The sequence below is a fragment of the Halomonas alkalisoli genome (assembly GCF_021412585.1).
GTDB lineage: Bacteria > Pseudomonadota > Gammaproteobacteria > Pseudomonadales > Halomonadaceae > Halomonas > Halomonas alkalisoli.
Genome location: NZ_JAKCMI010000032.1, coordinates 1 through 20356, shown reverse-complemented (window position 1 = coordinate 20356; position 20356 = coordinate 1). Strand labels below are relative to the sequence as shown.

The following is a 20356-nucleotide window of genomic DNA, read 5'->3' as shown; positions in this document are numbered from 1 at the left end:
TGGGCCATGTCGGGGCAGATTCTGGGTGGGAAGGTAACACCTGGTGCAAAACCCCGGCAAAATCATGAAAAAAGCGTCGTTGGCCCGTGCCAACGACGCTTGGACAATAGTCGTAGACGCCCCTCGAGCATCCATCGGTGACGGGCGGCCTGATCTCAGGGGCTGGCTCAGGCGCTGTTGCGCCTGGCCTGCTTCTTGCGCGGGATACCCAGGCGCTGGCGGCGCTCCCACAGGCACTTGCGGCTGATGCCCAGCTTCTGGGCAAGCTCCGTCTCGCTCATCTGATCCTGGTGTTCGAGCACGAAGTGCTGGAAGTAATCCTCCAGGGAAAGATCGTCGACGCTCTCGTCCTGTTCGCTTTCGACCGGCTCGATGGCTCGTTGCATCGCTTCGGGGGGAAGGCGGGATGAGACCGGCCGGACCGGATTGAGACCCAGGTCATCGGGGTGGATCAGGTGGCCCTCGGCAAGGATCACGCCGCGCTCCAGGGCGTTCTCCAGTTCGCGGACATTACCCGGCCAGGGGTAGTCGCTGATTTCCCGCAGTGCCGCACGGGAAAGACGGAGGCCGCCACGCTGATGCCGGCGACACGCCTTCTCCAGCAGGACATCGGCGATGGTCAGGACGTCCTCGTCCCGATCGCGCAGCGGCGGCAGGTCGATCTGCATCACGTTGAGGCGATAGTAGAGGTCGAGGCGGAATTCGCCGGTCTTCGACAGGGCCCGCAGGTCGCGATGGGTGGCGGCGATCAGGCGCACATCGACATGGCGGGTCTCCACCGAGCCGATACGGCGGATCTCGCCTTCCTGCAGCACGCGCAGCAGGCGTGCCTGGGCATCCAGGGGCAGTTCGCCGATCTCGTCGAGAAACAGGGTGCCGCCGTCGGCGGCCTCCACCAGCCCGGTGCGGGCGGCGCTGGCGCCGGTGAAAGCCCCTTTCTCATGGCCGAACAGCTCGGATTCGATCAGCGTCTCGGGAATGGCGGCGCAGTTGACGCAGATCAGCGCCGCCGCGGCGCGCTTGCTCTGCTGGTGAATGGCCCGGGCCACCAGCTCCTTGCCGGTCCCCGACTCACCCTGGATCAGCACGGTGACGTCTGCCGGGGCCGTCTTGCGGATGCGGGTGTAGACGGCCTGCATCGCCTGGCATTCGCCGATCATCTGCTGGCGGGAGCCGCCTGCATCGGTGATGTCGGGTGGCGGGGAGCGGTGCGAGGACTGCTGGTGCAGCACCCGGGAGACGGTCTCGAGCAGTTCGTCATGATCGAAGGGCTTGGCCACGTAGTCGATGGCGCCTTCCTTCAGGGCCTCGACCGCCGAGCGCATGCTGGCGTAGCTGGTCATGATCAGCACGGGAACCGGTGCGGCGCTGGCGATGAGGGCGGTTCCGGGCTCGCCGGGCAGCCGCAGGTCGCTGATCACCAGGTCGAAGTGCCGGGGCTCCAGGGCGAGCGCCTCATCGACCGAACCGGCTTCGCTGACACGGTAGTCATGGCGCTCCAGCAGCCGGCGCAGTGCGGTGCGAATGATGGCCTCGTCTTCAACGATCAGAATCCTGCTCATTCGTCTCTTCACCATCCTGTCGTTCGGTGGGCAGCCACAGGCAGATGCGGGTGCCGCGTTCATGCCCGGGGGGCGGTGACTCGATCTCGATTCTGCCATGATGCTCGGCAATGATGCTGTAGACCAGCGGTAGCCCCAGGCCGGTCCCTTCTCCGGGCGGCTTGGTGGTCGTGAAGGGCTCGAACAGGTGATCGCGGACCCTGGCATCGAGCCCTTCGCCCTCGTCGGTGACGGTCACCTTCAGCAGGCTGCCTTCCGGCTCCGCGGCGATGATGATGTTGCCGCCCGGCTCGCTGGCGTCGCGGGCATTGCTCAACAGGTTGATCATCACCTGCTGTAGCCGCTGGGCATCGCCGATCGTCTCCAGCTCGGCAGGGCAGAGGTTATGGTACCTCACATCCTCACCCGAGCGTGCCAGCTGTAGCAAGTGCAAGGCCTCGTCGGTAACGGCCGCGATGGAGACCGGCGCGAAGCCGCTGCCGCCGATATGCCGGCCGCCATGGGCAAAGCCCACCAGCGAGCCGACGATACGGGAGACGCGGTCGGTCAGCTGCTGTATCTGGGCGGCGGTTTCCAGTACCTGGGGGTCGCTGGTGTCGTAGCGCAGGTTCTGGGCCAGCGACGAGATGCCGGTGATGGGGTTGCCGATCTCATGGGCCACTCCGGCGGCAAGCTGCCCGATGGAGGCGAGGCGCGCCGCATGGACCAGCTCGTCCTCTAGCCACTTCATCTCGCTGTGGTCCTCGATCAGGATGACGGTGCCGCCGCGGACGTCGTCGTCCGCCTTGAGTTCGGCCCGGTGCAGGGTCAGATACCGGGTGTGGCCATCCAGTGTCACCGCCTGCTTATAGAGCTGGTCTTCCTGCTCGGCTCGGCTCAGGAGGTCTCCCCAGGGAGCGGGGAGACCATCACGGCGGGCACCTATCACGCTATTGCCGTCGATGCCGGAGAGCTCGGCCAGGGCGTCGTTCCACATCAGCAGCTCGTCGTCGACGCCGAAGGCGCACAGCCCCACCGGTAGCCGGGTCAGGATGCGGCGGTGGTAGCGGCGCAGCCCATCCAGCTCCCTGGCCAGCCCGGTCAGTCGCGAACGATAGGCCTCCAGGCGGCTCTCGACGAAGTGAATGTCGTCGGTGGGCTCCTCGCCGCCACGCCGGTAGGGCAAGTAGCGGTCGACGATATCCTGGGCCACCGAGGGTCCCATGAGGCCGGAGAGATTGGCCTGGATCCGGTCGCGTAGCCGGCGCAGTGCATAGGGACGGCCGTCCAGGGGGGAAAGGCCCAGGTCGGTCAGGGCTCGCTCCACTTCCCGTTCGGCGGCTTCGTCACCGAGCGCCCGAGCGAGCGGCTGCTTGAACTCCTCGCCCGTGGCGGCCAGCAGGGGAAGGCGCTTGGGGCGGATCACGGCGTCCACCGAGCAGGCCTCGGCGGCGGCACGCTCGCCGGGAGAGGTGCGGGTGGCCAGTGACACGATGATGAAGGTCAGGATGTTGACGGCCAGCGAGACCAGGGTCACGACGTACCAGTCCGGCTCGCCGGCGAGCATCTCCAGCCCTGGAGGTATCAGCACCAGGGCGGGCAGGTCGGTGAGCAGCGGTAGCCATAGCCCGACCAGCCAGATCAGGGTGCCCATGGCCAGCCCCGATACCATGCCCTTGCGATTGGCCCCCGGCCAGTAGAGCAGGGCGAGCAGCCCCGGCAGGCACTGTGCCATGCCGGCAAAGGCGGCGAGCCCCAGGGTGGTCAGGTCATGGTTGACCCCGACGGTACGGTAGAAGAGCCATCCGCTCAGGATCACCGTGGCGATCAGCCCGCGGCGCAGCCAGCTCAGCCAGCGATAGAGGTTGGGCTGGGCTTCGGGGGGGTGAGCGACCAGCAGCACATGGTTGAGGATCATCCCCGACAGCGCCAGGGCGATGATCACCATGGTCGCGCTGGTGGCGGCCAGGCCGGCGATGAAGGCCAGCGCCTGCACCCAGAACGCATCCGATAGCCCGAAGGCCAGATAGGCGGAGCCGATCAGCTGGTCGCTCCCCAGCCGCTGGCCGGCCCATAGAATCAGCGGCACCGGTAGCGCCATCAGCAGCAGAAACAGCGGCAGGGACCAGCTGGCCTGGAGCAGGGTATGGCGCGAGAGCGTCTCGGCAAAGGTGATGTGGAAGATATGCGGCATCAGCAGCGCGGCGGCGAAGAACAGCAGCAGCAGGGTGCGCCAGTGGGCCGGGTCGGGCTGCGCCACGCCCGCCTGGTAGGCCTGGCCGGGGCCATCCAGCCAGAGCTGCAGGTCGGCAGGACCATCGAAGACCACGAACAGGGCAATGCCGCCCAGTGCCAGCATGGCGCCGAGCTTGATGACCGAGGTGAAGGCGATGACGGTGAGCAGCGTGTCGTGGCGTGCGTGCTTGTGCCTATGGCGTGTGCCGAAGAGCATGGCGAACAGGGCGATCAGGGCACTGAAGGCCAGCGCCAGCAGGGCAGGCGAGGCGGCGCCGGTCATCAGGTAGATGGCATCGCCCAGGGTCTGGACCTGCAGTGCCAGCAGGGGAAGTACCGCCAGCAGGCTGATGACCGTTACCAGGGTACCAACCCAGCGCGAGCGAAAGCGAAAGGCAAAGAGGTCGGCCAGGGAGGAGAGCTGGTAGGTGTGGGTCATGCGCTGGATGGGTACCAGCAGGACCGGTGCCAGCAGGAAGGCGCCGGCCACGCCCAGGTAGTAGGCGAGATAGCCATACCCTTCGCTGGCGGCGAACTCCAGGCTGCCGTAGATCGCCCAGGCGCTGGCATACACCCCCAGCGCCAGGGTATAGACGGCGGGGTGGCGGGTAATGCGTGGGCCGATCCAGCCGCGTTCCACGGCCAGGGCACACAGGAACATCAGCAGCAGATAGCTGGTGCCCAGGGCGAAGACGCTGGCCAGGCTACTGTTCATCCAGCTTCCTCTTCTGCTCCAGCCACAGCGTCAGCGCGATCAGGATTCCCCAGATGACGAAGGGGCGGTACCAGGCCACCCCCGGGCTGGACCAGCCACTCATCAGCAGCGGTGACAGCAGGTAGCCCCCGAACACCAGCAGCAGCATGATGCGATAGACGTACACGGCGTGCTCCTCGCTCAGGGTGGGTGGGTGGCGGCCATGTCGGCATCAGACGCTTGCCGGGTGGCCTCGGGTCGGATGCGCTTCACGTCCCAGTGGGCAATGGCCCAGGCGAGCTGTTCGGTAGCCGGTGCCAGGGCCAGTGCATCGGGCGGTGCCTGGTCCAGGGCTGCCAGGGCACGATGCAGCAGCGGCCGTATCGCCTGCTCCTCCACGGGGAGCGCCGGCGCCAGGTTCTGCTTGGAGAGCTTCTGGCCGTCGCGGTTCATGATCAGTGGCAGATGCAGGTAGCGTGGCTCGGCCAGGCCCAGGGCGTGCTGCAGCTGGCGCTGCCAGGGCGTATTGTCGAGCAGGTCGAAACCACGGACCACATCGGTGATGCCCTGGTCGGCATCATCGACCACCACGGCGAGCTGGTAGGCCCAAAGGTCATCCTTGCGCTTGAGCACCACGTCACCGAGCTCGACCGGATCGAAGCGCTGGGTCCCGAACAGCCTATCCTGCCACGTGACCGGACGCAGCCCCTTGTCACTGCGCAGCCGCCATGCCAGCGGCTTGCCGGGCTCCCTCACGCCGTGGCGACACCAGCCGGGGTAGATCGTGAAGTCGCGCCACTGCTTGCGTGAGCAGCTGCAGGGGTAGGCGAGGCCCTGTGACGTCAGGTTCTCCAGGGCGGCGGCGTAGGCCTCGTTGCGGTCGCTCTGCCAGCGGATCGGGCCGTCCCAGTGCAGGCCGAAGGCCTCGAGCTGACGCAGGATGGTATCGGCGGCCCCGGGGGGGCAGCGTGGCGGATCGATGTCTTCGATGCGCAGCAACCACAGGCCGCCCGCCCGGCGGGCATCGAGAAAGCTGGCCAGGGCGGCGATCAGTGAGCCGAAGTGCAGCGCGCCGGATGGGGTGGGGGCGAAGCGGCCGCGATAAGGGGTCATGGGTGACTCCCGATGAGGGCGGTCGTCAAGCAAACGGGCACCCTGGGGTGCCCGTCGCGACAGCTGGAGCAGCCCGGCGATTCAGCCGCCGAGCTGTTTTTCCTTGAGTTCGGCAAGGGTCTTGCAATCCACGCACAGTGTTGCGGTGGGGCGAGCTTCAAGGCGGCGGATACCGATCTCGACACCGCAGGCCTCACAGAAGCCATAGTCGTCCTCGTCGATCTTGTCGAGGGTCTCATTGATCTTCTTGAGCAGCTTGCGCTCCCGGTCCCGCGTGCGCAGTTCGAGACTGAAGCCCTCTTCCTGAGTGGCACGATCGGCCGGATCGGCGTAGTTGTTCGCCTCTTCCTGTAGATGGCGCACGGTGCGATCCACCTCTTCCATGAGCTCCTGTTTCCAGCCCAGCAGGATCTGTCGGAAGTGCTCCAGCTGTTGCTCGTTCATATACTCTTCACCCGATGCCGGCTCGTACGGGGTGAATTTCTTGGGCGCTTCCGTTCTCTTGTCTGCTACTGGCATGGGATTGCCTCTTTAACTTTAGTGACTGCTGATCAATACCCGCTCCGATGCATTGCAAGGTATCTCACGCCAAAGGCATGCTTGTTTAGCGGAAAAACGCCGCCTTTGCAATAGCGACCTTCGCAACGCCGGCGAGGGAGCGGCCTGCGCGACGGTCATGAAAAAAGATAGAATCTACCTTGGAAAGCCTGGCGGCGAAAGGTTCCCCGCCCAGGCCCGATAATGTCATTGGGAGTCTGCCATGCCGTGGAATGCGCGGGTCGATCGTGTTGCCCCTTTTCGTGTGATGAGCCTGTTGGAAATCGCTCAGGCTCGCGAGGCAGCCGGGCACGATGTCATTCACCTGGAGGTGGGTGAGCCCGACTTTGCCACGCCGGAGCCGGTGCTCGCCGCCGGGCAGCAGGCGCTGGCGGCGGGGCATACCCGCTATACCCCGGCAGCGGGTCTGCCGGCGCTGCGCGAAGCGATCGCCGGGCACTACGCCGAGCACTTCGGGGCCTCGGTCGACCCGTCTCGAATTCTGGTCACGCCGGGAGCGTCGGGGGCGCTCCTGCTGGCCAGCCAGTTGCTGGCAGGGCCCGGCGACCGGGTGCTGATGGCCGACCCCAACTATCCCTGCAATCGCCACTTCATGGCCCTGGCCGGCGCCGAGGTGGACGCCGTGCCGGTGGGGCCCGAAAGCGGCTGGCAGCTGGATGCGGCGCTGGTCGATCGGCACTGGCGCGACGACACCCGCCTGGCGATGCTGGCCACGCCTTCCAACCCCACCGGCCACATGCTCGATGGGGCACAGCTTTCTTCGGTTGCCGATAGCGTGGCGGCCCGGGGTGGCGAACTGCTGGTGGACGAGATCTACCAGGGGCTCTGCTACGACATCGCGCCGCTGTCGGTGGCCGCGATCACCCCCGATGCCTTCGTGGTCAACAGCTTCTCCAAGTACTTCGGCATGACCGGCTGGCGCCTGGGCTGGCTGCTGGCGCCCGAAGCGGCAGTGGAGCCGCTCACCCGGCTGGCCCAGAACGTGTTCCTGGCGGCTTCCACCCCGGCCCAGCACGCGGCGCTGGCCGCCTTCACCCCCGAGTGTCGCGATATCCTCGAGACGCGCCGGGCCGAGCTGGGGCAGCGCCGCGATGCGCTGCTGGCAGGGCTTGCCCGGCTGGGGCTGGCGCCCTCGCTGCCGCCCCAGGGTGCCTTCTACCTGTGGCTGGATATCTCCCGCTATAGTCGCGACAGCCAGGCCTTCTGCCGACAGCTGCTCGAGGAGGAGAACGTGGCGATCACGCCGGGCATCGATTTCGCGCTGACGGGGGGCGAGCATCACGTGCGCATCGCCTTCACCACCGGCATCGCACGCCTCGAGGAGGCCGTGGCCCGGCTCGAGCGCTTCCTGGCGCGCCAAGCGTAGCGGGCGCAGCAATGAATCGGAGGTTTTTCCATGGAGTATCCTCGGCTGGTGCCCGGCACCCTGCTGCGCCGCTATAAACGTTTCCTGGCCGATGTGCGCCTCGCCGACGGGCGCGACGTGGTCGCGCACTGTCCCAATACCGGCTCCATGCGGGCGGTGAACGTGCCGGGCTGCCGCGTCTGGCTGGCACCCAGCGACAACCCGGCGCGCAAGCTGGCCTGGACCTGGGAGCTGATCGAGCTGCCCCAGCCTGACGGTAGCCTGGCGTTCGCGTCGGTGCATACCGGGCGGACCAACCGTATCGTCGAAGAGGCGTTGCGCGGGGGGCAGGTGGCGTCCCTGGCGGGCTATGCCACGCTGAAGCGAGAGGCGAAGGTGGCGGCGGAAACGGGGACAGGCGCCAGCCGGCTCGATTTCCGCCTGGACGATCCGCTGCGGGGAACCGCCTATGTCGAGGTCAAGCAGGTCACCCTCAAGGAGAGCGATGGCCATGGCTACTTCCCCGATGCGGTGAGCGAGCGAGGGCGGCGCCATCTGGGCGTGCTGGGCGACCTGGCGGCGCAGGGCCATCGGGCGGTGCTGCTGTTCTGTGTGGCCCATAGCGGCATCGTTGACGTGGCTGCGGCCGCACACCTCGACCCCGCCTATGCGATGGCACTGGGCGAGGCGTCGGAGCGCGGGGTCGAGATACTGGCCCATGGCTGCCGGGTGGACTGCCACGAGGGGGTGCCGCAGGCGATTCGGCTCACCGAGGCGCTGCCCGTTTCACTCACCCGCCAGCTGGATATTGCCCTCGGCGTCGACTGATACCGCTACCGGCTCCAGGTGGCGCCCCTGGCAGGGGCCGAAGACGCACTCGCCGGTGTCGGGCAGGAACAGGGCGCCGTGCATGGCGCACTGGATCAGCTCCCCACCCGCTTCGAGAAAGACGTTCGGTTCCGCCTGCAGCATGACCCCCTGATGGGGGCAGCGATTGACGAAGGCGCTGATGCACCCGTGGACCTTTACCAGCAGCACGTCGCGGCCATCGGGCAGGCGTAAACCCAGTGCCGAGGTGGCGTCGAGTTCGGTCCGGTGGGCCAGCCGGAGGCGGCTCATCGATCGATGGTGAAGCGCTGGATGAAGCCGACCTCGGCGGGTGCCTGGTTGCGGTCGTGGCGGACCTCGAGGTCGAAGCGCATGGGTTCGTCTTCGATGATCCGGAAGAGCGCAATCTGCGACACGCTGTCGCCGGTGCGCAGCGAGCGGAAGGAGAGGGACGCAGGCGAGCTGCCGCCGACCGTGCCGACCTTGCCGCTGACCGGGGCGTTTACCGCCCGCATGGTGCCATCCTCGAGCTCTTGGAGCACGCTGACATTGACCAGCGCCATGGCCGGGCTGCGCTGGATGCCATGCTCGGCGGCCACGTCCGCGCTGAGGAAGCTGGTGCTGACGGCGCTGTAGTGCACTTGATAGTCGCCCACCTGCTCGTACTGCTGGGCCTGCAAGGGGAGCGCCAGGCAGAGAAGCAGCAGCACAGGCAGGTGTGTCAGAGCGGTTCGATATGTCATCGTGATTCCCTCTTGTCTTAACCTTGCCGCCGGCTGATGCGGAAGATGGCGATCTCGCCGAACAGGTTGGGCCAAAGCCGCGAGGCCCAGTGGCCCTCATGGTCGCGTATTCCCACGGCCCGGTCGGTGATCGTCAGGTCCTTCTCGCGACACAGGTGCTCGAAGTCGTTGAAGGTCGACAGATGAATGTTGGGCGTATCGTACCAGGCGTGGGGCAGTGTCTTGGAGACCGGCATGTAGCCGCGAATGCCCAGGTGCACCCGGTGCCGCCAGTAGGCGAAGTTGGGGAAGGTGATGATGCACTCGTCGGCGACCCGCAGCATCTCGTCGAGCATCCGGTCGGGGCGGCGCAGCGCCTGCAGCGCCTGGGTCATGACCACCAGATCGTAGGTGTCATCCTCGAAGTTGACCAGGCCCTCGTCGAGATTCTGCTCGATGACGTTGACGCCTTTCTCGATGCAGGCGGTAATGCCCTCCGGATCGATCTCCAGGCCATAGCCGCTGACGCCCTTGTCCCGGGCCAGCGCCTCGAGCAGGGTGCCGTCGCCGCAGGCCAGGTCGAGGATGTGCGCTCCCTGGGGAATCCAGCGGTGAATCAGTTCCAGGTCGGCTCGCATCATGAGCGCTCCTCCAGGCCCAGTTCCCGGGCCGCACGGGACATGAAGGCGGCGAAGACGGCCTGATAGCGTGGCTCCGGCAGGAGAAAGGCATCATGGCCGTGGGGGGAGTCGATGTTCACGTAGCTCACCGACTTGCCGGCGCGGATCAGGGCGTTGGCCAGCTCCTGGGAGCGGGAGGGGGGGAAGCGCCAGTCACTGGTGAAGCTGACCACCAGGAAGGGGCACTGCGCCGGTTTCACCGCCTTGGCCAGGACGCCGCCGTGCACCGCCGCCGGGTCGAAATAGTCGAGGGCCTTGGTCATCAGCAGATAGGTGTTGGCATCGAAGGAGCTCGAGAAGGTATCGCCTTGATGGCGCAGGTAAGACTCCACCTGGAACTCCACGCCGTAGCCGAAGTTGAGATCCTCGCTGCGCAGGTCGCGGCCGAACTTGCTGCCCATGGCGTCTTCCGACAGGTAGGTGATATGCCCCACCATGCGCGCCAGCTTGAGGCCGCGGCGCGGGACCTTGCCGTGCTCGTTGTACCAGCCGTCGTGGAAGTCGGGGTCGGAACGGATGGCCTGGCGCGCCACTTCGTTGAAGGCGATGTTCTGGGCCGACAGTTTCGGCGTGGCGGCAATGACGACGCCATTGGCGATGCGTTCGGGGTAGGCCAGGCTCCATTGCAGCACCTGCATCCCACCCAGGCTGCCGCCGATCACGGCGGCGAAGCGCTCGATGCCCAGGCGATCGGCCAGGCGGGCCTGGCTGTGGACCCAGTCGCCCACCGTCATCATCGGGAAGTCCGGCCCCCACTGGCGGCCGGTCTGCGGATTGACGCTGACGGGGCCGGTGCTGCCGTGGCAGCCTCCCAGGTTGTTCAGTGATACCACGAAGAAACGATCGGTATCGATGGATTTCCCGGGCCCGATGTGGGCATCCCACCAGCCCGGCTTGCGCTCATCGGCAGCGTGGAATCCCGCGGCATGGTGGTGGCCCGAGAGCGCATGGCAGATCAGCACGGCATTGGTTCGCTCGGCGTTGAGCGTGCCGTAGGTTTCATAGACGAGATCATAGGCCGGCAGCGTCTTGCCGCAGGCCAGGTCCAGGGGATCGTCGAAGTGCGCCGTCTGTGGCGTCACCAGGCCGACCGAGTCGGCGGGAAGCTCGGGCATTGGTGGTTCGGCGTCCTGTCGTTGAGATCCGGTACGAGTCGACATGGGCTTACAGGCCTACCAGGGCTCCGGCGATGCCGGCGGCACGGGTCAGGGCGCCAACCACGATACCATCGATGATGCTGATGGCGATGAATACCACGATGGGCGACAGGTCGATCATGCCCAGCGGCGGGATGACCTTGCGCACCGGTGCCATGATCGGCTCCACCAGCTGCATGACCAGCAGCGCGCCGGGGTGGCTGGCGTTGGGGGCCACCCAGCTGAGGATGATCATCACGATCAGGGCGAAGAAGTAGATCTTGAGGATCGCATTGGCGATGGCGGCCGCCGCGCCGATGGCGACGTTGGCTATCGGCGGCATGCCGAAGCCGGCGATCTGCAGGATCACCACGATGCTGATCGCCTTGAGCACGAAGGCGGCGGCCAGGGTCGCCAGGTCGAAGCGGCCCATTACCGGGCCCAGGAAGCTCTGGAAGGGGCGCACCACCGGCTGGGTGATCTTCACCACCGACTGGCTGATGGGGTTGTAGTAGTCGGCCTGTGATGCCTGCAGCAGAAAGCGCAGCATCATCAGAAACAGGTAGATATTGATCAGGGTGTTGACCAGCAACAGGCCAGCATTTCCCATGTTCGGCTCCTTTCTCTCGTGTCGGGGGAGGCCGCCGCGAGTTGCGGTCGGCCTCTAAGCGCTAGCGCTGTGCGAATTCGTCGCCCATGTCGCGGGCGCGCTTGGCGCAGGCGTCCATGGCGTCGATCATCATGGTGCGCAGGCCTGCCTGCTCGAGGTGCTCCACGGCACGCTCGGTGGTGCCGCCGGGCGACATGACGTTGCGCTTGAGCCGGGCCGGAGTGAGTTCGCTCTCCTGGGCCATACGGGCGGCACCCAGTGCGGTCTGGATCGCCAGGCGGCGAGCGGTCTCGGCGGGCAGCCCCAGTTTCACGCCGGCCTCCTCCATGGCCTCGAACATCAGGAAGAAATAGGCGGGGCCACTGCCGGAAACGGCCGTGACCGCATCCAGCAGCGACTCTTCCTCCACCCACTCGACCAGCCCGACGGCGCCCAGCAGCTCACTGGCCTGGGTACGCTGTTCGGCGGTGACTTCGGGCGTGGCGTACAGCCCGGCGGCACCGACACCGACAAGGGAGGGCGTGTTGGGCATGCAGCGGACAAGCGCCGTGCCGCCACCCATCCAGGCCTGCAGGGTAGCGGCGTCGATGCCGGCGGCCACCGAGACGATCAACGGGCGCTGCCGCTGCAGGGTGTCGCGCAACCCCTCGCAGACTTCCCGCATGACCTGGGGTTTGACGGCCAGCACCACCACGTCAGCGTCGCGTACCGCAGCGGCATTATCGGTATTGGTACGGATGCCGTAGCGCTCATGGATCGGCGCCAGGAAGGCATCGCTGGGTGAGGTGGCGGTAATGCCGGTGGCCGGGTGCCCACTGTCGATCATCCCGCCAATGATGGCGCTGGCCATGTTGCCGGCGCCGATGAAGGTGACTCTGCTGGCCATTGCGATCTGTCCTTTTTTCGTCATGAAGCGACCGGCTCAAGGCCGGTACGCACTAGTCTCGTGTTCAGGATGCGCGGTCCCGCTCGCCAAAGATGGCGGTTCCCAATCGTACCAGGGTGGCGCCTTCCGCCACGGCGGCTTCCAGGTCGGCGCTCATGCCCATCGACAGGGTATCCAGCGGTGCATCGGGGAAGCGTTTGCGCAGCCTGTCCAGTGCCTGACGTAGTCGAGCGTAGGGCTCACGCTGGGCCGACGACTCCTCTGCCGGGGCGGGAATGGCCATCAGCCCGCGTAGCCTTAGGGCTGGCATCGCCAGTACCGCTGCGGCCAGGTCCGGAAGCTCCTCTAGCATGACCCCGGATTTGCTCGGCTCGGCACTGATATTGACCTGCAGGCAGATATCCAGCGGCCCGAGCTCGGCGGGGCGTTGATCGTTCAGGCGCCGGGCAATCTTCTCACGGTCCACGCTGTGTACCCAGGCAAAGTGCTCGGCCACCTCTCGGGTCTTGTTGGATTGCAGGGGCCCGATGAAATGCCAGACGATACCCTCCAGATCCTTGAGTTCGCCCTGCTTGGCGAGTGCTTCCTGGACGTAATTCTCGCCGAAGTCTCGCTGCCCCTGCTGCCAGGCTTCCCGGATCATGGCGGCCGGCTTGGTCTTGCTGACCGCCAGCAGGCGCGCGTCTTCGGCCGGGCGCCCGGCTGCTGCCAGGGCATCGGCCAGCCGTGCTCGGGCTGCGGCCAGGGACTCACCGAGAATGAGATTCGTGGTATTACTCACCTGAAGTCCTTCATGTCAAAAGGTCTGGCATACTGAAGAGAACCTTACCTGGGAGCAGGGGAACCGCATGGATATTACCGAACTGCTGGCGTTCTCGGCAAAGCAGAACGCTTCCGATCTGCATCTGTCGGCCGGTCTGCCGCCCATGATCCGTGTCGATGGCGACATTCGCCGGCTCAATGTGCCGGCGATGGAGGACCGGGAAGTCCGCAAGTTGATCTATGACATCATGGGCGACCGCCAGCGCCGCGACTACGAGGAATTCTTCGAGACCGACTTCTCCTTCGAAGTGCCGGGCGTGGCTCGCTTTCGTGTCAACGCCTTCAACCAGGCGCGGGGCGCCGGCGCGGTCTTCCGCACCATTCCCAGTGAAGTGCTGACCATGGACGACCTGGGGCTGGGGGACGTCTTCCGCCGCCTGGCGCTGCTTCCCCGCGGCCTGGTGCTGGTGACCGGCCCCACCGGCTCGGGCAAGAGCACGACGCTTGCGGCGATGATCGACTATATCAACGATAACCGCTATGACCACATTCTCACGATCGAAGACCCGGTGGAATTCGTGCACCGGAGCAAGCGCTGCCTGATCAATCAGCGCGAGGTGCATCGCGATACCCACGGCTTCACCCAGGCCTTGCGCAGCGCCCTGCGCGAGGATCCCGACGTGATCCTGGTCGGCGAGCTGCGCGACCTGGAAACCATCCGGCTGGCGCTGACCGCCGCCGAGACCGGTCACCTGGTGTTCGGCACCCTGCATACCACCTCCGCCGCCAAGACCATCGACCGTATCATCGACGTCTTCCCCGGCGAGGAGAAATCGATGGTGCGCTCGATGCTCTCGGAGTCACTCCAGGCGGTGATATCCCAGACCCTGCTCAAGCGGCAGAGCGGCGGGCGTGTGGCTGCCCACGAGATCCTCATCGCCAACGCGGCGGTACGCAACCTGATTCGCGAGGACAAGGTGGCCCAGATCTACTCGGCGATCCAGACCAGTGGCAACCTGGGCATGCAGACCCTGGATGCGTCCCTGGCCAAGCTCATCACCGACAATGTCGTGACCCGCGAAGAGGCTCAGGCCCGGGCCAAGGGTATGCTGACGTAGTACCCGCTGGCGCAGGGGCAGGCGTTGCTGGCTCAGGGCCATTGATTGAAAGTGCGAAAAAAGACACAGGCAAGGGAGCAGGGACATGACAGCACAAGAATGGTTGGAGCAGCTGCTGGGCATCATGGCCCAGAAGGAAGCATCGGACCTGTTGATCTCGGTACAGGCTCCCCCCACCATCAAGATCGCCGGCAAGTTGACCGCGCTGGGCGACCAGCGCCTCTCATTGGCCCAGGTCCGTGAGCTGGTCAATACGGCGGTGCCCGAAGGTCTGAGGGAGCGCTTCCGGATCGACCGGGAAGCCAACTTCGCCCTGAGCCTGTCCGGGCTCGGCCGCTTCCGGGTCAGTGCTTTCCAGCAGCGCAGTCAGTTGGCCATGGTGATCCGGCGGATCGCCTTCGACATCCCCCATCTCGAGGAGCTCTCCCTGCCGCCACAGCTGGGTGAGCTGGCCAATCTCAAGCGTGGCCTGGTGTTCGTGGTCGGGGGGACCGGTACCGGCAAGTCGACCACCCTGGCGTCGATGATCCAGCAGCGCAACGAGACGGTGGGCGGCCATATCATCAGCGTCGAGGATCCCATCGAGTACGTTCATCCCCACAAGAAGGCGATTATCAACCAGCGCGAGGTGGGGATCGATACCGAGTCCTTCGAGGTGGCACTGAAGAATACGCTGCGCCAGGCGCCGGATGTGGTCCTGATCGGCGAGGTGCGCACCCGCGAAACCATGGAGCATGCGCTGACCTTCGCCGAGACCGGGCACCTGTGCCTGGCCACGCTGCACGCCAATAACGCCAACCAGGCGCTGGATCGCATCATTCACTTCTTTCCCCATGAGCGGCACGAACAGATCTGGCTCGACCTGTCGCTCAACCTGCACGCCATCGTCGCCCAGCAACTGCTGCCGACCCGTGACGGCGGGCGCTGCCCGGCCATCGAGATACTGCTGCGTTCGCCACTGATTGCCGACCTGATCCGCAAGGGCGACGTCGGCGAGATCAAGAACGTCATGGCCCGTTCCCGGGATCTCGGCATGCAGACCTTCGACCAGGCGCTCTACGAGCTCTACACGGCTGGGCAGATCACCGAGGAAGTGGCGCTGGTGCACGCCGACTCGGCCAACAACCTGCGCATGATGATCAAGTACGAGGATGAAGGCAGCGACGTGCTGGCCAAGGCGCAGGATTCGGCGCAGCGGCTCTCCCTGCGTGACGAGGATGACTTTTAAGGAAGCACTCAATCATTGCCTGCACGGCTGAATCGCTGTGTCGCTTCAGCGCTGCCTTGCTATGGAGCGTAGACGCCGCCGAGTACCCGTGGGCCGGCGGCGCCGGTGACGCTGGGCAGGTTGCCGGGCAGGCCCTGCAGGCGTCGCCAGGCGAGCCAGGCGAAGGCGCCCGCCTCCAGCCAATCGGCCGGCCAGCCCCAGTCGCTGCTGGGTACCAGGGGAGTCTCCGGCAGATGCCGGGCCAGGCGAGTTAGCAGGTCCGGGTTGTGGGCGCCGCCGCCGCAGGGAATCAGGGCCGCTGCCGGCGGTGCCTGGAGCCGCTCCCGGGCCATCTCTATTCCGAGGGCGACACTGGTGGCGGTGAGCTCCGACAAGGTGGCCTGCACATCTTCAGGTGCTTCCCTTCCCGTCAAATGACCTTCCAGCCAGTCGAGATGAAAGACTTCTCGGCCGGTGCTGCGCGGCGGCGGTCGATGGAAGAAGGGCTCGGCCAGCAAGCGTTCCAGCAGGGCTTCGTCGACGCGTCCCGAGGCGGCCCAGGCACCATCCGGGTCGAAGCGGCCACCGCGGTGTCGTCCATGCCAGCCATCCATCAGGGCATTGGCGGGGCCGGTGTCGAAGCCGATGACCTCGGCATCGCTTTCGGCCGGCGGCAGCAGCGTCAGGTTGGCGAAGCCGCCCAGGTTGAGCACCAACAGCCACGCTCCCGGCCGACGAAACAGGGCCTCATGAAAGGCGGGGGCCAGCGGCGCCGCCTGCCCGCCGGCGGCCAGGTCGCGGCGGCGGAAGTCCGCCACTACCGTGCAACCGCTCAGCTCGGCCAGCAAGCTGGGGTTGTCCAGCTGCAGGGTATAGGCAGGCGCCTCCTCATGCCCCCTGCCATGCCCCCAGGGGGCATGCTCGATGGTCTGGCCGTGGCTGCCGATGGCGGCGATAGCCTCGGGCGGCGTGTCGTTGGCAGCCAGCAGCCGTTTCACGGCTGTCGCTTGCAGGTGGCAGAACGCGTGCTCGGCCGAGGCCAGCTCGGCAAACGCCACGCGTTCGGCCTGGCAGAGTGCCAGCAACGATTCGCGCAGGCTGTTTGGCATGGGCTCGGCGTGGGTGGCGAGCAGGTGCGCCTTGCCGTGGTCGTCGATTTCGACCAGGGCGGCATCGACGCCGTCGAGACTGGTGCCGGACATCAGGCCGATGAACAGTGTCATTCCTCTACTCCAGTTGCTGAGCCCCCTCCGCGAGGCGCCAAGTCATGCTAACATTCTGCCCCATTCAATGGACCCTGCGGGCAGGGCCTGGCAACCGTATTGTGTGGAGTCGGAGACGATGACCGATGTCGCGAGCGCGCTGGCGCTTCTGAAGCGTGGCACCCACGAGATCCTGATCGAGGACGAGCTGGTCAAGAAGCTCGAGTCCGGTCGCAAGCTGCGTATCAAGGCGGGTTTCGATCCAACCGCCCCTGACCTGCACCTCGGCCATAGCGTGCTTTTGACCAAGATGCGACTGTTTCAGGAACTCGGGCATGAGGTCATCTTCCTCATCGGTGACTTCACCGGGCGCATCGGCGATCCCACCGGCAAGAATGTCACGCGCAAGCCGCTTACCGAGGAGGAGGTCCGCGCCAACGCCCAGACCTACAAGGAGCAGGTGTTCAAGATCCTCGATCCCGAGAAGACCGAGGTGCGCTTCAACTCGGAGTGGTTCTCCGCCATGACCGCTGCCGACATGATCGAGCTGGCCGGCCAGAGTACCGTGGCACGCATGCTCGAGCGAGACGACTTCGACAAGCGCTACAAGTCCAGCCAGCCGATCTCCATTCATGAGTTTCTCTATCCGCTGGTGCAGGGCTATGACTCCGTGGCGCTGAAGGCCGACGTGGAGATGGGCGGTACGGACCAGACGTTCAACTTGCTGATGGGGCGAGAGATCCAGAAACACTTCGGTATGGAGCCCCAGGTCGTCATCACCATGCCGCTGCTCGAGGGCCTCGACGGCGTGCAGAAGATGTCCAAGTCGCTGGGCAACTATGTCGGCGTGGATGAGGCGCCCGGCTCCATGTTCAACAAGCTGGTTTCCATGCCCGACAGCCTGATGTGGCGTTACTTCGAGCTGCTCTCGCTGAAGAGCAACGAAGAGATCGAAAGCCTCAAGCGCGATGCCGAGCAGGGTGCCAACCCGCGTGATATCAAGATGATCCTGGCTCGTGAACTGATCGCTCGCTATCACGGCGAAGAGGCCGCGGCCAATGCGCACCGGTCTGCCGGCAACCAGTTGGCCGAGGGAGAGCTGCCCGAGGACCTGCCTGAGATCGAGGTCGACTTCGAAGGCAGTGCCCAGGCGCCCATCGCCGCGGTGCTCAATCGCTCGGGTCTGGCCAACAACAGTGCCCAGGCCAAGGACATGCTGGGCAACGGTCGGGTCAAGGTCGATGGCGAGGTGGTCGCCAAGGACCATATGCTCGATACCGGCAAGAGCTACGTCATCCAGGCAGGCAAGAAGCGCTATGCGCGGGTAACGCTCTGCTAAGGAGCTTATCCTTTCCCTGGAGCGACTGATTACAAGTCAGTGGCTCTACCAGCGCCCGCCATGTGCGGGCGTTGTCGTCTCTGGGCTGGGCATTCCATCCACAGGCACTTGGCCCAACGGCCTGTGGAAAGCACCTGTAAAAACGCCTGTGGATAGTGTGGCTGCTCATCGTTCTGTCATTGACCGGTCATCTTCCTGAAATTTTTTTACAAGGCCCCTTGCAGGGGGGCAGGGAAAGCCGTAAAGTACGCATCCGCTGCCGGCAACGGGCAAACGTTACCGGCGGTGGAAGTGGAGAAAGTGCTTGTTTCTGTTTGGTTTTTTTTGAATCGGCTAGAGCGATTCGCGATTGACAGAAGCGCCGGAGACGGTAGAATGCACGCCACACTGAAGGCAGCCGGCACGAGCGGCGCTTCGCGGCAGGATCACCCCGGTGACGGCAGCGAAGGGAGTTGACAAACTCAGCCACTTCAGTAGAATACGCCTTCCTCGCAGGGCGCTGGCGAGGCCGCCGACAGAGTCGGTCGCCACGACAGCAAGCGAGACGCTCCGCTCTTCATGTTGTGTTTTGAAGAGAGTTTGGAGCCGCTCTTTAACAATCGATCAGGTAATTCATGTGGGCGCTTGTCGATGAGGTGGTGAGAAGTCACACCATTTCAAGGCAAGCGACTCGTCGAAGACCTTCGGGTCTTTTTGAGAAGCTTTGACCTTGAGCCAAGATTGGTTCGCTTTCAGCTGTTGTCTTCGGGTGGTGGCTGAGCAAGAACCGCAATGATTTGAAACTGAAGAGTTTGATCATGGCTCAGATTGAACGCTGGCGGCAGGCTTAACACATGCAAGTCGAGCGGTAACAGGTCCAGCTTGCTGGATGCTGACGAGCGGCGGACGGGTGAGTAATGCATAGGAATCTGCCCGGTAGTGGGGGATAACCTGGGGAAACCCAGGCTAATACCGCATACGCCCTACGGGGGAAAGCAGGGGCTCTTCGGACCTTGCGCTATCGGATGAGCCTATGTCGGATTAGCTAGTTGGTAGGGTAAAGGCCTACCAAGGCGACGATCCGTAGCTGGTCTGAGAGGATGATCAGCCACATCGGGACTGAGACACGGCCCGAACTCCTACGGGAGGCAGCAGTGGGGAATATTGGACAATGGGGGCAACCCTGATCCAGCCATGCCGCGTGTGTGAAGAAGGCCTTCGGGTTGTAAAGCACTTTCAGCGAGGAAGAAGGCCTGGTGGCCAATACCCACCAGGAAGGACATCACTCGCAGAAGAAGCACCGGCTAACTCCGTGCCAGCAGCCGCGGTAATACGGAGGGTGCGAGCGTTAATCGGAATTACTGGGCGTAAAGCGCGCGTAGGTGGCTTGATAAGCCGGTTGTGAAAGCCCTGGGCTCAACCTGGGAACGGCATCCGGAACTGTCAGGCTAGAGTGCAGGAGAGGAAGGTAGAATTCCCGGTGTAGCGGTGAAATGCGTAGAGATCGGGAGGAATACCAGTGGCGAAGGCGGCCTTCTGGACTGACACTGACACTGAGGTGCGAAAGCGTGGGTAGCAAACAGGATTAGATACCCTGGTAGTCCACGCCGTAAACGATGTCGACTAGCCGTTGGGTCCCTCGCGGACTTTGTGGCGCAGTTAACGCGATAAGTCGACCGCCTGGGGAGTACGGCCGCAAGGTTAAAACTCAAATGAATTGACGGGGGCCCGCACAAGCGGTGGAGCATGTGGTTTAATTCGATGCAACGCGAAGAACCTTACCTACCCTTGACATCCTGCGAACTTGGTAGAGATACCTTGGTGCCTTCGGGAGCGCAGAGACAGGTGCTGCATGGCTGTCGTCAGCTCGTGTTGTGAAATGTTGGGTTAAGTCCCGTAACGAGCGCAACCCTTGTCCTTATTTGCCAGCGAGTAATGTCGGGAACTCTAAGGAGACTGCCGGTGACAAACCGGAGGAAGGTGGGGACGACGTCAAGTCATCATGGCCCTTACGGGTAGGGCTACACACGTGCTACAATGGTCAGTACAAAGGGTTGCCAACTCGCGAGAGTGCGCTAATCCCATAAAGCTGATCTCAGTCCGGATCGGAGTCTGCAACTCGACTCCGTGAAGTCGGAATCGCTAGTAATCGTGAATCAGAATGTCACGGTGAATACGTTCCCGGGCCTTGTACACACCGCCCGTCACACCATGGGAGTGGACTGCACCAGAAGTGGTTAGCCTAACCTTCGGGAGGGCGATCACCACGGTGTGGTTCATGACTGGGGTGAAGTCGTAACAAGGTAGCCGTAGGGGAACCTGCGGCTGGATCACCTCCTTAAACGACGTATCACGCCTCGCGGCAAGTGCTCACAATGAATTACCTGATCGACCAGAGCAA

Annotated in this window: 18 protein-coding genes and 1 rRNA gene; 6 read left to right on the top strand and 13 right to left on the bottom strand. The window is 64.6% G+C overall.

Annotated elements, in window-relative coordinates; all coding sequences use genetic code 11:
* Positions 1-167: 167 nt before the first annotated feature.
* From LY622_RS15465 to dksA, 5 genes are all read right to left on the bottom strand, one after another.
* Positions 168-1562 (bottom strand): sigma-54-dependent transcriptional regulator, encoded by a 1395-nt coding sequence (locus LY622_RS15465; RefSeq protein WP_234291727.1) that lies wholly within the window; start codon positions 1560-1562, stop codon positions 168-170.
* Positions 1540-4491: an ATP-binding protein gene (locus LY622_RS15460; protein ID WP_234291726.1), complete on the bottom strand. Its 2952-nt coding sequence runs from the start codon at positions 4489-4491 to the stop codon at positions 1540-1542. Before LY622_RS15460 ends, LY622_RS15465 begins: the two co-directional genes overlap by 23 nt.
* On the bottom strand, positions 4481-4657 hold the full coding sequence (locus tag LY622_RS15455) for a hypothetical protein (protein ID WP_043517015.1): 177 nt from the start codon (positions 4655-4657) through the stop codon (positions 4481-4483). The genes LY622_RS15460 and LY622_RS15455 overlap by 11 nt, the downstream gene beginning before the upstream one ends.
* Before the next feature lie 14 nt (positions 4658-4671).
* Positions 4672-5583 carry a tRNA glutamyl-Q(34) synthetase GluQRS gene (gene gluQRS / locus LY622_RS15450; RefSeq protein ID WP_234291725.1) on the bottom strand — a complete coding sequence of 304 codons (912 nt, stop codon included), beginning with the start codon at positions 5581-5583 and terminating at the stop codon, positions 4672-4674.
* An 81-nt stretch (positions 5584-5664) separates the two neighbouring features.
* Positions 5665-6102, bottom strand: a complete 438-nt coding sequence (dksA, locus tag LY622_RS15445; protein WP_114477990.1) for an RNA polymerase-binding protein DksA — start codon at positions 6100-6102, stop codon at positions 5665-5667.
* 241 nt (positions 6103-6343) lie between these two features.
* Between dksA and LY622_RS15440 the strand changes: the two genes are divergently transcribed.
* Positions 6344-7507 carry a pyridoxal phosphate-dependent aminotransferase gene (locus LY622_RS15440; protein ID WP_234291724.1) on the top strand — a complete coding sequence of 388 codons (1164 nt, stop codon included), beginning with the start codon at positions 6344-6346 and terminating at the stop codon, positions 7505-7507.
* 30 nt (positions 7508-7537) lie between these two features.
* On the top strand, positions 7538-8314 hold the full coding sequence (sfsA, locus tag LY622_RS15435; protein WP_234291723.1) for a DNA/RNA nuclease SfsA: 777 nt from the start codon (positions 7538-7540) through the stop codon (positions 8312-8314).
* On the opposite strand, the gene LY622_RS15430 is transcribed toward sfsA, so the two are convergent.
* From LY622_RS15430 to LY622_RS15400, 7 genes are all read right to left on the bottom strand, one after another.
* Entirely contained in the window at positions 8273-8605 is a 333-nt protein-coding gene (locus LY622_RS15430) for a Rieske (2Fe-2S) protein (protein ID WP_234291722.1), read from the bottom strand. The genes sfsA and LY622_RS15430 overlap by 42 nt on opposite strands.
* Complete coding sequence (locus tag LY622_RS15425) at positions 8602-9057, bottom strand: DUF4426 domain-containing protein (RefSeq protein ID WP_234291721.1); 456 nt, start codon at positions 9055-9057, stop codon at positions 8602-8604. Before LY622_RS15425 ends, LY622_RS15430 begins: the two co-directional genes overlap by 4 nt.
* A gap of 17 nt (positions 9058-9074) precedes the next feature.
* Entirely contained in the window at positions 9075-9674 is a 600-nt protein-coding gene (metW, locus tag LY622_RS15420) for a methionine biosynthesis protein MetW (protein ID WP_234291783.1), read from the bottom strand.
* Positions 9674-10831 (bottom strand): homoserine O-succinyltransferase MetX, encoded by a 1158-nt coding sequence (metX, locus tag LY622_RS15415; protein WP_234291720.1) that lies wholly within the window; start codon positions 10829-10831, stop codon positions 9674-9676. Before metX ends, metW begins: the two co-directional genes overlap by 1 nt.
* Before the next feature lie 49 nt (positions 10832-10880).
* Positions 10881-11462 carry a YggT family protein gene (locus LY622_RS15410; RefSeq protein ID WP_234291719.1) on the bottom strand — a complete coding sequence of 194 codons (582 nt, stop codon included), beginning with the start codon at positions 11460-11462 and terminating at the stop codon, positions 10881-10883.
* A gap of 61 nt (positions 11463-11523) precedes the next feature.
* The gene (proC, locus tag LY622_RS15405; RefSeq protein WP_234291718.1) at positions 11524-12348 is read right to left on the bottom strand and encodes a pyrroline-5-carboxylate reductase; all 825 of its coding nucleotides are present in this window, start codon (positions 12346-12348) and stop codon (positions 11524-11526) included.
* Positions 12349-12412: 64 nt separating this feature from the next.
* A complete protein-coding gene (locus LY622_RS15400; RefSeq protein WP_234291717.1) occupies positions 12413-13129 on the bottom strand; it encodes a YggS family pyridoxal phosphate-dependent enzyme in 717 nt (238 codons plus the stop codon).
* A 67-nt stretch (positions 13130-13196) separates the two neighbouring features.
* On the opposite strand from LY622_RS15400, the gene LY622_RS15395 reads away from it, so the two are divergent.
* Together LY622_RS15395 and LY622_RS15390 are read left to right on the top strand one after the other, a co-directional pair.
* Entirely contained in the window at positions 13197-14228 is a 1032-nt protein-coding gene (locus LY622_RS15395) for a type IV pilus twitching motility protein PilT (RefSeq protein ID WP_234291716.1), read from the top strand.
* An 85-nt stretch (positions 14229-14313) separates the two neighbouring features.
* Positions 14314-15456, top strand: a complete 1143-nt coding sequence (locus tag LY622_RS15390; RefSeq protein WP_234291715.1) for a PilT/PilU family type 4a pilus ATPase — start codon at positions 14314-14316, stop codon at positions 15454-15456.
* A 59-nt stretch (positions 15457-15515) separates the two neighbouring features.
* On the opposite strand, the gene LY622_RS15385 is transcribed toward LY622_RS15390, so the two are convergent.
* On the bottom strand, positions 15516-16658 hold the full coding sequence (locus LY622_RS15385; RefSeq protein ID WP_234291714.1) for an anhydro-N-acetylmuramic acid kinase: 1143 nt from the start codon (positions 16656-16658) through the stop codon (positions 15516-15518).
* Between the two features lie 118 nt (positions 16659-16776).
* Between LY622_RS15385 and tyrS the strand changes: the two genes are divergently transcribed.
* Together tyrS and LY622_RS15375 are read left to right on the top strand one after the other, a co-directional pair.
* Positions 16777-17976, top strand: coding sequence for a tyrosine--tRNA ligase (gene tyrS, locus LY622_RS15380; RefSeq protein WP_234291713.1), 1200 nt, complete (start codon positions 16777-16779; stop codon positions 17974-17976).
* 779 nt (positions 17977-18755) lie between these two features.
* A 16S ribosomal RNA gene (locus LY622_RS15375) occupies positions 18756-20296 on the top strand.
* Positions 20297-20356: the final 60 nt, after the last annotated feature.